The sequence below is a fragment of the Rhodoferax sp. genome, from assembly GCF_018780565.1.
GTDB lineage: Bacteria > Pseudomonadota > Gammaproteobacteria > Burkholderiales > Burkholderiaceae_C > Rhodoferax.
In genome coordinates this window covers 99,791-112,709 of the sequence record NZ_JADMJN010000011.1, presented here as the reverse complement: position 1 = coordinate 112,709, position 12,919 = coordinate 99,791, and the positions used below count along the sequence as shown (strand labels likewise).

General features: G+C 60.8%; 14 protein-coding genes. 10 read left to right on the top strand and 4 right to left on the bottom strand.

The genetic code is table 11. The features are described from left to right. Position 1 precedes the first annotated feature (1 nt). A complete protein-coding gene (gene aroQ, locus IV109_RS16150; RefSeq protein WP_296698893.1) occupies positions 2-457 on the bottom strand; it encodes a type II 3-dehydroquinate dehydratase in 456 nt (151 codons plus the stop codon). A 175-nt stretch (positions 458-632) separates the two neighbouring features. Here aroQ and IV109_RS16145 point away from each other — a divergent pair, with 175 nt between their 5' ends. Continuing rightward, positions 633-1,526: a DMT family transporter gene (locus tag IV109_RS16145; protein WP_296698890.1), complete on the top strand. Its 894-nt coding sequence runs from the start codon at positions 633-635 to the stop codon at positions 1,524-1,526. Between the two features lie 6 nt (positions 1,527-1,532). Here the strand turns inward: IV109_RS16145 and aroC are convergent, their stop codons facing one another. Next, on the bottom strand, positions 1,533-2,627 hold the full coding sequence (gene aroC / locus IV109_RS16140; protein WP_296698887.1) for a chorismate synthase: 1,095 nt from the start codon (positions 2,625-2,627) through the stop codon (positions 1,533-1,535). A gap of 31 nt (positions 2,628-2,658) precedes the next feature. Then, positions 2,659-3,117 (bottom strand): CBS domain-containing protein, encoded by a 459-nt coding sequence (locus IV109_RS16135; protein ID WP_296698884.1) that lies wholly within the window; start codon positions 3,115-3,117, stop codon positions 2,659-2,661. Positions 3,118-3,249: 132 nt separating this feature from the next. Here IV109_RS16135 and IV109_RS16130 point away from each other — a divergent pair, with 132 nt between their 5' ends. Genes IV109_RS16130 through IV109_RS16120 form a run of 3 tightly spaced genes read left to right on the top strand, consistent with a single transcriptional unit; the run spans position 3,250 to position 6,697 of the window. Beyond that, complete coding sequence (locus IV109_RS16130; RefSeq protein ID WP_296698882.1) at positions 3,250-4,548, top strand: O-acetylhomoserine aminocarboxypropyltransferase; 1,299 nt, start codon at positions 3,250-3,252, stop codon at positions 4,546-4,548. Next, positions 4,545-5,351: an alpha/beta hydrolase gene (locus IV109_RS16125; protein WP_296698879.1), complete on the top strand. Its 807-nt coding sequence runs from the start codon at positions 4,545-4,547 to the stop codon at positions 5,349-5,351. The genes IV109_RS16130 and IV109_RS16125 overlap by 4 nt, the downstream gene beginning before the upstream one ends. A 38-nt stretch (positions 5,352-5,389) precedes the next feature. Then, positions 5,390-6,697 carry a cytochrome P450 gene (locus tag IV109_RS16120; RefSeq protein WP_296699119.1) on the top strand — a complete coding sequence of 436 codons (1,308 nt, stop codon included), beginning with the start codon at positions 5,390-5,392 and terminating at the stop codon, positions 6,695-6,697. A 21-nt stretch (positions 6,698-6,718) separates the two neighbouring features. Here the strand turns inward: IV109_RS16120 and IV109_RS16115 are convergent, their stop codons facing one another. Next, complete coding sequence (locus IV109_RS16115) at positions 6,719-7,981, bottom strand: YhjD/YihY/BrkB family envelope integrity protein (RefSeq protein WP_296698872.1); 1,263 nt, start codon at positions 7,979-7,981, stop codon at positions 6,719-6,721. 21 nt (positions 7,982-8,002) lie between these two features. Between IV109_RS16115 and IV109_RS16110 the strand changes: the two genes are divergently transcribed. Genes IV109_RS16110 through IV109_RS16085 form a run of 6 tightly spaced genes read left to right on the top strand, consistent with a single transcriptional unit; the run spans position 8,003 to position 12,916 of the window. Beyond that, positions 8,003-8,395, top strand: coding sequence for a DUF2069 domain-containing protein (locus IV109_RS16110; protein ID WP_296698868.1), 393 nt, complete (start codon positions 8,003-8,005; stop codon positions 8,393-8,395). Positions 8,396-8,399: 4 nt separating this feature from the next. Further along, positions 8,400-9,833, top strand: coding sequence for an FAD-binding oxidoreductase (locus tag IV109_RS16105; RefSeq protein ID WP_296698864.1), 1,434 nt, complete (start codon positions 8,400-8,402; stop codon positions 9,831-9,833). A 55-nt stretch (positions 9,834-9,888) separates the two neighbouring features. Next, on the top strand, positions 9,889-10,734 hold the full coding sequence (locus tag IV109_RS16100) for a thymidylate synthase (RefSeq protein WP_296698859.1): 846 nt from the start codon (positions 9,889-9,891) through the stop codon (positions 10,732-10,734). Positions 10,735-10,742: 8 nt separating this feature from the next. After that, positions 10,743-11,255 carry a dihydrofolate reductase gene (locus tag IV109_RS16095; protein WP_296698855.1) on the top strand — a complete coding sequence of 171 codons (513 nt, stop codon included), beginning with the start codon at positions 10,743-10,745 and terminating at the stop codon, positions 11,253-11,255. 2 nt (positions 11,256-11,257) lie between these two features. Then, a complete protein-coding gene (locus tag IV109_RS16090) occupies positions 11,258-11,854 on the top strand; it encodes a DUF4337 domain-containing protein (protein WP_296698850.1) in 597 nt (198 codons plus the stop codon). Positions 11,855-11,896: 42 nt separating this feature from the next. After that, positions 11,897-12,916: a TrkA family potassium uptake protein gene (locus IV109_RS16085; protein WP_296698847.1), complete on the top strand. Its 1,020-nt coding sequence runs from the start codon at positions 11,897-11,899 to the stop codon at positions 12,914-12,916. Positions 12,917-12,919: the final 3 nt, after the last annotated feature.

Below are 12,919 nucleotides of genomic sequence, written 5' to 3'. Positions count from 1 at the left end.
GTCAGAAACCTGTTTGCATGCCCGCCAGACCGGCGATGGCCAGGGCATAACCAGCCACGCCGAATCCGCACATCACAGACCTGGCAGCCGCAGAAATGAAGGAGTGATGGCGAAAATCCTCACGGGCAAACACGTTGGAGATGTGCAACTCAACCAGGGTGATGCCTGTGCCTTTGATGGCGTCATGCAGCGCCACCGAGGTGTGCGTGTAGGCCCCCGCATTCAGGACAACACCCGCCAGGGTACCGGCCGTTTGCAGCCGCCCAGCCTCATGCAACCAGTCCACCAACTGGCCTTCGTGGTTGCTCTGGCGAAAATCCAGTGCGAAACCGTGGGTGGCGCAAGCCTGCGCGCAAAGAACTTCCACATCGGCCAACGTTTGAGCGCCATACACCGCCGGTTCACGCGTTCCCAGCAGGTTCAGGTTGGGGCCATTCAGAATCAAGGCAGTTTTCATACAGACGTTCCAATAATCAGTTGGAGGACAGCGCTTGTGCCGCCCTCGCCCGATTATCGGTGCTCTCCACCGGGTGCCTGTTGATCAAGCCCAACAACCCTGATGTTTTGCTTCAGCACCCGCAGACGCCAAGGGGACCCGGGGAAACCCTTGCTTGAAGCACAATAAGACCTCCGTGAAAACCAAATACTTTGCACAGCTCGTTGCGCTGTCCGCCCTTTGGGGTGCCTCTTTCATGCTGATCCGCATTGCCAGTCCCTTGCTGGGACCGAATGTGCTGGCGGCTCTGCGCATTGGCGTGGCAACGCTGACCCTGGCTGTCCTGATGCGCGTCATGCGCCACCGCTGGCCCATCGGGCACTGGCGTGAACTGGCCTTGCTCGGCGCCCTGTCCGTTGCGTTTCCGTTCTTGCTGTTTGCCTGGGCGGCGCTACAACTGCCGGCCGGCTACAGTGCCCTGCTCAACTGCACGGCGGTCGTGTTCGGCATATTTGCCGCAGCATGGATGAAGGAGGACACCCTGACGCTGCGCAAAATCATTGGCTGTATCTGCGGGCTGGTTGGCGTGGCCTTGATCGTCGGCTTGGGACCGATTCACCCCACCCGGCCCGTCATTCTGGCGGCGCTCACCTGCACCGTGGCATCGGCCTGCTATGGCATTTCGACCCCGCTGATGAAGCGCGCCATCTCCCGCATGCAACCCCTGGAGATTGCGGCGGGTATTCATGCTGTGTCGCTTGTGATGCTGCTGCCAGGTGCGGTCTGGAGCTGGCCGCAAGCCAATTTCACCCCTGTTGCCCTGGCGGCGGTGGCCGTGATGGGCGTTGTGACGTCCGGGCTGGCTTACTGGCTGCACATTCGCCTCATGGTGCACGTGTCGCCAGTGGCTGCCATGAGCCCCACCTTCATGATCCCGGTGTTTGGGGTGACCTGGGGACACCTGTTCCTGGGGGAGCAGCTCAGCACCGGCATTTATGCCGGTGGTGCGCTGGTGCTGCTGGCCAGTGCACTGGTCACCGGCTTCAATCCCTGGCAGAAGTGGCTGGATGCCGTAGACGCCAAACCCTGAAGGCTGTCAAACCGATGCTTTGATGGGCTTCAGGCTGACCGCCACGTCGCCGCACTGTGCCCGGTCGCGCAATGCATGCTCCATCACCACCAGCGCCAGCATGGCCTCGGCGATCGGCGTGGCGCGAATGCCCACACAGGGATCGTGCCGCCCCTTGGTGATGACCTCGGTGGCATTTCCCGCCGTGTCAATCGATTCGCGCGGCGTGATGATGGAACTGGTGGGCTTGATGGCAATCGACACCTCCAGGTCCTGGCCCGTGCTGATGCCACCCAGAACACCGCCTGCATTGTTGGACCTGAAACCCTGGGGCGAGAGTGAATCGCCATGGGTGGTGCCGCGTTGTGTCACGCTGGCAAAGCCGGCGCCGATTTCCACGCCCTTGACGGCGTTGATACCCATCATGGCATAGGCAATGTCGGAGTCCATCTTGTCAAACAAGGGCTCACCCAGCCCCACCGGCACATGGGATGCCGAGACCCGCAGGCGAGCCCCGCATGAATCCCCCGCCTTGCGTAGGGCCTCCATATAGGCTTCCAGTGCGGAGACATCCGCCACTGGCGCAAAAAACGGGTTTTGGGGCACAAAGTCCCAGGACTCAAATCCAATCATTTGTTCGCCAATCTGCGTCATGCAGCCGCGAAACACCGTGCCATAGCGCTCAAAAAGCCATTTCTTGGCCACGGCACCGGCTGCCACCATGGGCGCCGTCAGGCGAGCCGACGAACGACCGCCACCCCGGGGATCACGGATACCGTATTTTTGAAAATAGGTGTAGTCGGCATGGCCCGGACGAAACGACTCCAGGATGTTGCCGTAATCCTTGCTGCGCTGGTCCGTGTTTTTGATCAACAGGCAAATCGGCGTACCGGTGGTCTTTCCCTCATAGACGCCGGACAGGATTTCAACTGCATCCGGCTCATTGCGCTGGGTGACAAATTTGGAGGTGCCGGGGCGACGGCGATCCAGATCGGGCTGGATATCGGCCTCGCTCAAGACCATGCCCGGTGGGCAGCCGTCGATGACACAGCCAATAGCCGGGCCGTGGGATTCACCAAAATTGGTGACTGCGAATAGATTTCCGAAGGTGTTGCCGCTCATGGTGGGTGATTATCCCAGAGCGCAAGACACCTCAGTTCCGGGTCGGGGTTCCGTCCTGCTCCGGCCAGTCCTGGATATAGGCCTTGAGCATCTTGTTTTCGAAATTCTGGCTGTCGACAACGGTCTTGGCTACGTCGTAAAAACTGATCACGCCCATCAGCATTCGGCTGTCCATCACCGGCATATAGCGGGCATGGCGGTCCAGCATCATGCGACGAATTTCGTCGATTTCAGTCTCCATGGTGCAGGTCAGGGGGGCATCGTCCATCGCCGTGCGAACCACGGTGGAGCCAATGGTGCCGCCGTTTTTCACCAGCGTCTGGATCACCTCCCGAAACGTCAGCATGCCGACCAGATCGCCATGCTCCATCACCACCAGCGAGCCAATGTCCTTTTCTGCCATCAAATCCAGCGCCCGCGCCAATGGCTCGTCCGGCGTGGCGGTGTAAAGGGTACTGCCCTTGACTCGCAAAATATCGCTTACTTTCATATTTCCCCTCTTGGCTGCTTATTGTCCTGTTGTGAGGAGAATAATAGCCCACAATAAGACATAGATATTGCCGTCTATCCCGCCCCCAAGAGGACAGAACCGAAGGTCTGCCTCTTAACCTGAAGGAACTCCATGCCCGGCTACTCAGACCCCGGCTTCGACACACTGGCCTTGCACGCGGGTGCCGCGCCCGATCCAGCCACCGGTGCACGCGCTGTGCCGATTCACCTCACCACCTCCTTCGTATTCGAGTCCAGCGACCACGCCGCGTCGCTGTTCAACCTGGAGCGCGCGGGGCATGTGTATTCCCGCATCAGCAACCCGACCAACGCCGTCCTGGAACAACGGGTGTCGGCTCTGGAAGGCGGCATTGGCGCCATCACCACGGCCAGCGGTCAGGCGGCGTTGCACCTGAGTGTGGCCACGCTGATGGGCGCGGGCGCGCACATTGTGGCGTCCACCGCGCTGTATGGCGGGTCGCAAAACCTGCTGCACTACACCATGCGTCGCTTCGGGATCGAGACGACCTTTGTCAAACCCGGCGACATCGATGGCTGGCGTGCCGCCGTGCGTCCCAACACCAAACTGTTTTTCGGCGAAACCGTGGGCAACCCCGGACTGGATGTGCTGGACATTGCCACGGTCTCCTCCATAGCCCACGAGGCCGGTGTGCCGCTGCTGGTGGACTCCACCCTCACATCGCCCTGGCTGATCAAGCCCTTCGACCACGGGGCCGATCTGGTCTATCACTCGGCCACCAAGTTCCTGAGCGGCCATGGCACGGTGATTGGCGGCATTGTGGTGGACGGCGGCAACTTTGACTGGGACAAATCCGGCAAATTCCCCGAACTCACCACGCCCTATGCCGGCTTTCACAACATGGTGTTCAGCGAGGAGTCCACCGTGGGCGCCTTCCTGCTGCGGGCCCGGCGTGAAGGCCTGCGCGACTTTGGCGCCTGCATGAGTCCTCACTCGGCATGGTTGATCTTGCAGGGGATTGAGACCCTGTCTCTGCGCATGGAGCGCCACATGAGCAACACCCAAAAGGTCGTGGAATTTCTGGCCAGCCAGGCGTTTGTGTCGCGTGTGGGCCATCCCCTGCTGGAAACCCACCCAAGCCACGCACTGGCGCAAAAGCTGCTGCCCCGCGGTGCCGGCTCGGTATTCAGCTTCGACCTCAAAGGCAGCCGCGAGCAGGGCAAGAAGTTTGTCGAAACTCTCAAGATTTTCAGTCACCTGGCCAATGTGGGCGATTGCCGCAGCCTGGTGATTCACCCCGCCAGCACCACTCATTTCCGTATGAGCGATGAGGCACTGGCTGCGGGTGGCATCACCCAGGGCACGATCCGACTGAGCATTGGCCTGGAAGACCCGGACGACCTGATCGAGGACCTGAAACGGGCACTCAAAGTGGCGGAGAAAGCAGTATGAACTTGCATGTCAATGGCCACGCCACCTACTGCTACACCGGCGGCAAACCCTTCGATGCCGCCAAGCCCACGGTCATCTTCATCCACGGCGTGCTGAACGACCACAGCGTCTGGATTTTGCAGACCCGTTATCTGGCCCATCACGGCTGGAACGTGCTGGCTCTGGACCTGCCCGGGCATTGCCGTAGCGCTGGTGACCCACCGGCAACCGTGGAAGACGCCGCCGATTTCATCGTCGCGCTGATGGATGCAGCCGGCCTGCAAAAGGCCGCGCTGGTAGGCCACAGCTTTGGCTCCCTGATCGCCCTGGAGACCGCCGCCCGTGCGCCGCAACGGATCAGCCAGTTGGTGCTCGTCGGCACGGCCTCGCCCATGAAAGTGTCTCCGGCCCTGCTGGATGCATCCCTGAATGAGCCGATGAAGGCGCTGGAGATGGTCAACGTGTTTTCGCGCGCCACCCTGGCGCCACCACCCTCGTCCATGGGGCCCGGCACCTGGGTCTACGGCGCCTCCATGGCTTTGGGGCGCCGCGTGCTGGCCAGCAACCCGCGCGTCAATCTCTTCCATGCAGGGTTCAAGGCCTGTGACAGCTACACCCATGGCGAGGCGGCGATGGAGCAGGTGCAATGTCCCGTGCTCTTTGTATTGGGCAGCGTGGATCAGATGACTCCGCCCAAGGCAGCACAGGTCCTGGTCCAGAAGGCACGCAACGGCCAAGTGGTTTACCTGCCCGGCGGGCATCACCAGATGAGCGAAACACCCGAGCCCATGCTCACAGCGCTGACCGGGTTTCTCAAGCCGTGAGCACGTCTGCTGCAAATGTATGGGGCCTGACGCCCGCCATGTCCACCGAGCGGGCACAGGAGATCGCAGCCTCGTTTGACCTGCGTGCCCTGCCCGCCGACTTTTACGCCAACCCCTACCCGGTGTACGCCGCGTTGCAAGCCGGTGAGCCGGTACGGCGCATGCCCGATGGCTCGTATTTCCTGACCCGCTACGCCGATCTGGTGGCGGTGTACCGCGACGCCCAGAATTTCAGCTCCGACAAGAAGGTGGAGTTTTCACCCAAATACAACCACGCGCCTTACTCGCCTGAGGTGGCACACACGCCGCTGTTCGAACACCACACCAACAGCCTGGTTTTCAATGACCCGCCGTTGCACACACGGGTGCGCAAGCTCATCATGGGCGCCCTCACCCGTCGCGCCATCGCCGACATGGAACCGGGGCTGATCACACTGGTGGACCGCTTGCTGGGCGACATAGAAGTCAAAGGCGGCGGCGACCTGATCGAGGACTTTGCCTCGGCCATTCCGGTGGAGATCATTGGCAATCTGCTGGGCGTTCCCCTGGCCGACCGAGGGCCGCTGCGCGCCTGGTCGCTGGCCATTCTGGGGGCACTGGAACCGGTGCTGACGCCCGCACAGGAAGCCCTGGGCAACCAGGCCGTGCTGGACATGCTGGCCTACCTCAAGGATCTGGTGGCCGAGCGGCGACGCCGCCCCGGCAACCCCGAACATGACGTGCTGACGCGCCTGATTCAGGGCGAGAACACCCGCGCGGCTGACGGCACAGGAGCGGGCGAGACTTTGAGTGAAGTCGAACTGCTGCAAAACTGCATTTTCATTCTCAACGCCGGGCACGAAACCACCACCAACCTGATCGGCAATGCGCTGGTGACCCTGCGGGAATGGCCCCGGCAACGCACTCAACTGCTCTCAAAACTGGAGCAAGGCGCAGATGATCCACGAGGGCCAGAGACGGGTTTGACCCTCGCCGTGGACGAATTTTTGCGCTTTGAGTCGTCCAACCAGCTGGGCAACCGGCGTGCGCTCAGGGCTTGTCAGATCGCGGGGCTGGACCTGCCAGAAGGTGCCTTGGTCACGCTGTGCATTGGCGCCGCCAACCGGGACCCGGCGCAGTTTGAGCAAGCGGACATTCTCAATCTGGAGCGCAGCAACAACAAGCACCTGGCCTTCGGCTTCGGCATTCACCAGTGTGCAGGCCTGAGCCTGGCGCGTCTGGAGGGGCGCATCGCCATCGGACGCTTTCTGCAGCGCTTTCCCGCCTACCGCCTCACCGCGGCGCCGGTGCGCGGCGGACGGGCACGCTTTCGGGGCTTTCTGGCTGCGCCCTTCGCCACGGCGTGATACGCGCCAATACTCCTGAATTTATAGCGCCTGACGCAATAACAACGAGGGCCAGAGGCCGTTTTTCCATAAATTTTCGGTGGTTTCACCCTGACGCAGCAGCAACGCGTCAAGCAGCGGCGCCAGCAGGGTTGTATCGGGATTTGCCAACAAAACGTAGCGGGCGCTTTCATCGGCCCGTTCTTCCTGAAGCAGACCAATCCAGTCCAACTCGCACAGGGTTTCCAGGACAGGCTCCAGCTGCAGTGCATCCACGCGCAGCAGCACCGACATTTGCGCGATCGTCAGCCCCTTGTCCCTGGTCAGGCGGATGCGGTCAAGCTGCTGCAAGGCTTCAAGCGCCAGCTGAAACTGCAAGCCAGGCGACCGGACACGGCGCGACAAACCCGAGAGCAGACTGGGCAAATAGGCCGTGATCACAGCGCCGAGCAACACAATCACCCAGGCCACGTAGATCCAGATGAGCAAAATGGGCACGGTGGCAAAGGCACCGTACAAAACCGAATAAGTGGGCACCTTGCCCAGATAAAGCGCCAGCAATTTCTTGGCCACCTCAAAGCCAGACGACACAAACAGACCGCCAACCCAGGCGTGCCCCCATTTCACCTGGGTGTTGGGTACATAGTGGTACATCGCGGCCATGCCGCTGGCCATCAGGAAGAACTGCAAGGTATCGAGCAGCAGTTGCACGCCGCCGGGCATCACATTTACCACGCCTTTGGAGGCTGACACCGCGTAGGAAGTCAGCGTCAAGCTGATCCCCAGCAGCAAGGGCCCCAACGTAACCGCCGCCCAGTACACCAGCACCCGTTGCCCAAAAGGTCGCGGCTTGCGCACGCGCCAGATGCCATTGAGGGTGCGGTCGATGGTGAAGATCAAGGCCAGCGCCGTGGTGAACAAAATCGCCACCCCGGCAAAGCCCAGCTTGCTGGCCTGGCCGGCAAACTGGGTGAGGTAACCCATGACCTGGCGCGCAATGTTGTCGGGAATCAGGCTCTCCAGCAGCCACTTCTGCAAAACAACCTGAAATTTGGCGAACATGGGAAAGGCCGTGAAAACAGCCAGCGCCACCGTGATCAAGGGAACCAGGGCAATGGTGGTGGTGAAAGTCAGGCTGCTGGCGGTCAGGCCCAGACGGTCTTCCCGGAAGCGTTCGCGCAGGGTGAGGGCCGTGCTGCGCCAGGGAAATGTCGACAGACTTTGCAGCAGGGCATCCAGGCGCTGCGCCAGGGTCGGCCCGGGCGCGGATTCAGGAGTAAGAGGCGGAGGGAAAGGCAAGCTCATGGCCGCTATGATGCCACTCCAATGATTACAGAAAACAACACCCCCGCCCCCTCTGTCCTGGCCACCCGTATTCTGGCCGTGGGCAGCCTGCTCGGGCTCATCGTTTTGGGCCTGGCCTGGGAACTTTACCTGGCTCCGATCCGTCCGGGCGGCTTCTTGCTGGCCTTCAAAGTGCTGCCTCTGTGCATTCCGCTGGCCGGCTTGCTGAAAAACCGCATGTACACCTACCGCTGGGTAAGCCTGCTGGTGTGGCTTTACTTTACCGAAGGGGTGGTACGCGCTTACAGCGACAAGGCGCCGAGCAACTACCTGGCCATGATCGAGGTGGTGCTGTGCCTCACCTTGTTCGTGGCTTGCGCCCTGCACGTTCGCCTGCGCCTCAAAGCTGCAGCCCCTGTTACCGAGAAAGGTTGACGCCATGCAAAGCCTGCTGAACGAATTGCGCCACATCGTCGGTGCCGCGCACGTCTACACCGACGGCGACCTGACGGCCTGGGAACAGGACTGGCGCAAACGCTCACACGGCAAGGCGCTGGCGGTGCTGCGGCCCGCCTCCACCGAAGAAGTCGCGCAGATTGTGAAAGCCTGCGCGGCATTTTGCACGGCCAACCCGGCCAGTGGCGTCAGTCTGGTGCCCCAAGGCGGCAACACCGGCTTGGTGGTGGGTGGCACACCCGACCTGTCGGGGCGGCAAATCGTGCTGAGCCTGCAACGCCTGAATGCCGTGCGCAACCTGGACAGTGACAACATGACCATGACGGTTGAGGCTGGCTGCATTCTGCAAAACCTGCAGGAACGCGCCGAAGAAGCCGATCTGCTCTTTCCCTTGAGCCTGGCGGCTGAAGGCACCTGCACCATCGGCGGCAACCTGGCCACCAATGCCGGTGGCACGCAGGTGGTGCGCTACGGCAACACGCGCGACCTGTGCCTGGGGCTGGAAGTGGTCACCGCCCAGGGTGAGGTCTGGCAAGGCCTGACCGGGCTGCGCAAGGACAACACGGGCTACGACCTGCGTAACCTCTACATTGGGTCGGAGGGCACATTGGGCATCATCACCGCCGCCACCCTGAAGCTCTACCCCCTGCCCACGGCGCAATTGACCGCCTGGGCTGCCGTGCCCACGCTGGAAGATGCGGTCAGCCTGCTGGGGCTGGCCCACCGGCACCTGGGCGCAGGCCTCACCGGTTTTGAAGTGATGGGCCAGTTTGCGCTCAGTCTGGTGGCCAAGCACTTTGCACAGCTGCTGGTGCCGCTGCATCTGGACACACCGTTTTGCGTGTTGCTGGAAAACTCCGGCCATGCGTCCGAGGCCGATGCCCGCACCCAGTTTGAGCGCCTGCTGGAAACTGCGCTGGACCAGGGTTGCGTCACCGATGCCGTGGTGGCCGAAAACCTGTCACAGGCCAAGCAGCTTTGGCATATCCGCGAAAGCATTCCCCTGGCGCAGGCGCAAGAGGGCTTGAACATCAAGCACGACATCTCGATTCCGGTGTCCAGCATTCCTAATTTCGTGCGCGCCACCGATGCCTTGCTGCAGCAGGCCATCCCCGGCGTGCGGCTGGTCAACTTTGGCCACTTGGGTGACGGCAATCTGCACTACAACGTGCAAGCACCAGAGGGTATGGATGCGGCGATCTTTTTGCAGGAGCACGAAGAAGAGGTCAACACCCTGGTGTTTGACTCGGTGGCCGCCTTCAATGGCTCCATCTCGGCCGAACATGGCGTGGGTAGCCTCAAAGTGGACAAGCTGGAGCACTACAAGTCACCCGTAGCACTGGATTTGATGCGGGCCATCAAGCGCGCGCTCGATCCGCAGAACCTCATGAACCCGGGACGGGTGGTGCGGGTCTGAGGCGCTTCGGCCGCTTAAAATGACTTCACGAATCCTATCCTGAGTATCACTCACAATGTCCCAGCCAAGCTCCCCCCATCCCGTGCGACAGCAATACGAAGACTTCATGCGCCACGTGGACACCACGGGCGTGGCCAAAGGTGATCGCACCGGCACCGGTACAAAGAGTGTCTTTGGCTACCAGATGCGTTTTGACCTGAATGAAGGCTTTCCGCTGGTCACCACCAAGAAGGTGCACTTGCGCTCCATCATCCAGGAGCTGCTGTGGTTTCTGACCGGATCGAGCAACAACAACTGGCTCAAGGAACGCGGTGTGAGCATCTGGGACGAATGGGCCAAGTCTGACGGTGACCTGGGCCCGGTCTATGGCGTGCAGTGGCGCAGCTGGCCCACGCCGGACGGCGGCCATATCGACCAGATTGCCGAGGTGATCCAAACGCTCAAGACCAACCCCGATTCGCGCCGCATCATCGTCAGCGCCTGGAACGTGGCCGAGCTGAACAAGATGGCGCTGATGCCCTGCCATGCTTTCTTTCAGTTTTACGTCGCACCGTCCGAGGTGGCGGGCGGCAAAGGCAAACTGAGTTGCCAGCTGTACCAGCGCAGCGCCGACATCTTTTTGGGCGTGCCCTTCAACATCGCCAGCTATGCGCTACTGACCCACATGGTGGCGCAACAGTGCGACCTGGATGTGGGCGATTTCATCTGGACCGGTGGCGACTGCCACATTTACAGCAACCACAAAGAACAGGTGGCACTGCAGCTCAGCCGCACCCCCTACGCCTACCCCGCGCTCCACATCAAGCGCAAGCCCGACACCATCTTCGACTACCAGTACGAAGATTTTGAGGTGCTGGGCTACGAATGCCACCCCGCCATCAAGGCGCCGGTGGCGGTGTAGGGGGCGGCATGCAGTTGCACATCATCTTCGCCAAGGCCCGCAACGGCGTCATCGGGAAGAACAATGCACTGCCCTGGCACCTGCCAGAAGACTTGGCGCACTTCAAACGTCTGACCATGGGTTGCCCGGTCATAATGGGCCGAAGGACCTGGGATTCGCTGCCGCCCAGGTTCCGCCCTCTGCCGGGACGCACCAACGTGGTCGTCACCCGCCAGAAAAATTGGAGCGAAACCGGAGCTAAGCCTTCGTCGGGACTGCGTGAAGCGCTATCGTTTTGCGAGCAATCCGAACACGTCTGGATCATCGGCGGCGCCGAGATGTATGCCCATGCCCTGCCCTACGCGCACACGGCGGAGGTGACCGAGATCGACGCCGACTTCGACGGCGACGCATTTGCGCCACAATTCGGCCCGCAGTGGGTGGAAACCGCCCGCGAAACCCACACCTCGTCACAAGGCTTGCGCTTTACTTTCGTAAGCTTGCGCAACCCACAACCCCTTCCATTGACCCAAGGAAACTAAGCATGTCAGGACACGGATTTCACGTGCACGGCCCGCACGACCACGAACTGGAACACGCCCAAACGGGCGGCCACGGAGGTGACCACGGGGGCGGCGGCATGATCAATCAGATTGCCATGTTCACCGCCATCATCGCCACGGTGGGCGCCATCTTTGGCTACATGGGTGGAGCGACCCAGGCCAATGCCGGCCTGTACAAGAACAACGCGGCCATCAAGAAAACGGAAGCCTCCAACCAGTGGAACTACTTCCAGTCAAAGAGCACCAAACAGTCGCTGGCCGAAGTGTCGCGCGACCTCACGGCGCGGGAGGAGGAGAAGGTCAAGTACCAGGCCAAGATCGACCGCTACGAGAAGGAAAAGAACGACATTAAAGTGATTGCGGACAAGCTGGAGGCCGACGCCACACAATGGGACAAAAAAAGCGACGAGCAAATGCACCAGCACCACCGCTGGGCGCAAGCGACCACGGTGCTGCAGGTCTGCATTGCGCTGGCCGCTATTGCTTTGTTGACAAAAAAGAAATGGCTGGAATACGCCATGTTTGGTGCGGGTGGTCTGGGCGTAGTCGTTGGCATATTGGCAGCCTTGCATATTTGACGGGCGAACAGTTCGCAGCGCCATAGTGTTAAAAGGCATTCTGTGAAAAAGGTCCTGCAGGGCACGCGCTTTTCCGGGCTGCGCTATGGTGCCGGCCTCTTGCTGCTCGTTCATCTGACTGGCACCTTGGGCTACATGTATCTCGGTCGGCCTTCGGCGACCTGGATCGACAGCTTCTACATGACATTCATCACCGTGGCCACCATTGGCTATGGCGAAACCGTTGACTTGAGCACCCATCCGATGGGGCGCCTGTTCACCGTGTTCATTGCCGTGATTGGCATCGGCACGATGAGCTACATGTTTTCTACTTTTGTTGCCCTGTTGCTCGAATCGGATCTCAATGTCGCGCTGAGAAAGAAACGTATGGAAAAAGAAATTGCAAAGCTGTCCGGTCACTACATCGTGTGTGGCATTGGTCGGGTCGGCACCAACGTGGCAAATGAACTGATCAAGACCAAGCGCAACCTGGTCGTCATCGAAAGCAATCGCCAGGCACTGGACCGATGGCTGGAGCATCACCCCGAAACGCTCCACCTTCACGAAGATGCGGCTGACGATGATGCGCTGCGTACGGCAGGGGTGATGGGTGCAGCCGGCGTGTTTGCGGTCACCGGGGACGACAGCCACAACCTGGTGATTTCCATGTCCGTCAAGCTGCTCCATCCCCAGTCGCGTGTGGTGGCCCGCCTGCACGATATCCGTAACGCCAAAAAAGCACACCGGGCCGGGGCCGATGAAATCGTTTCGCCAGACTTCACGGGCGGCATGCGCATTGTCTCTGCCATGGTGCGTCCGCATGCCGTCAACTTCATGGACCAGATGCTTCGCAGCGATGAGGGGCTGCGCGTGGAAGAAGTGATTTTGCCTCCCAACTTTCCACCCACTGCAGTGAGTGAACTGGTTCCAAAGTCAAAAGAATATATTCTCATGGCGACCCATGAGCATGGCAAGTGGGTATTCAATCCTGCCGATGAACATATGGTCAAAGCCGGTGCCGCCCTGGTCCTGATGGCCAGCCCCGATGGCCGTGCCCACCTGGAAAAGCTGCTGAAAGTGTAATTG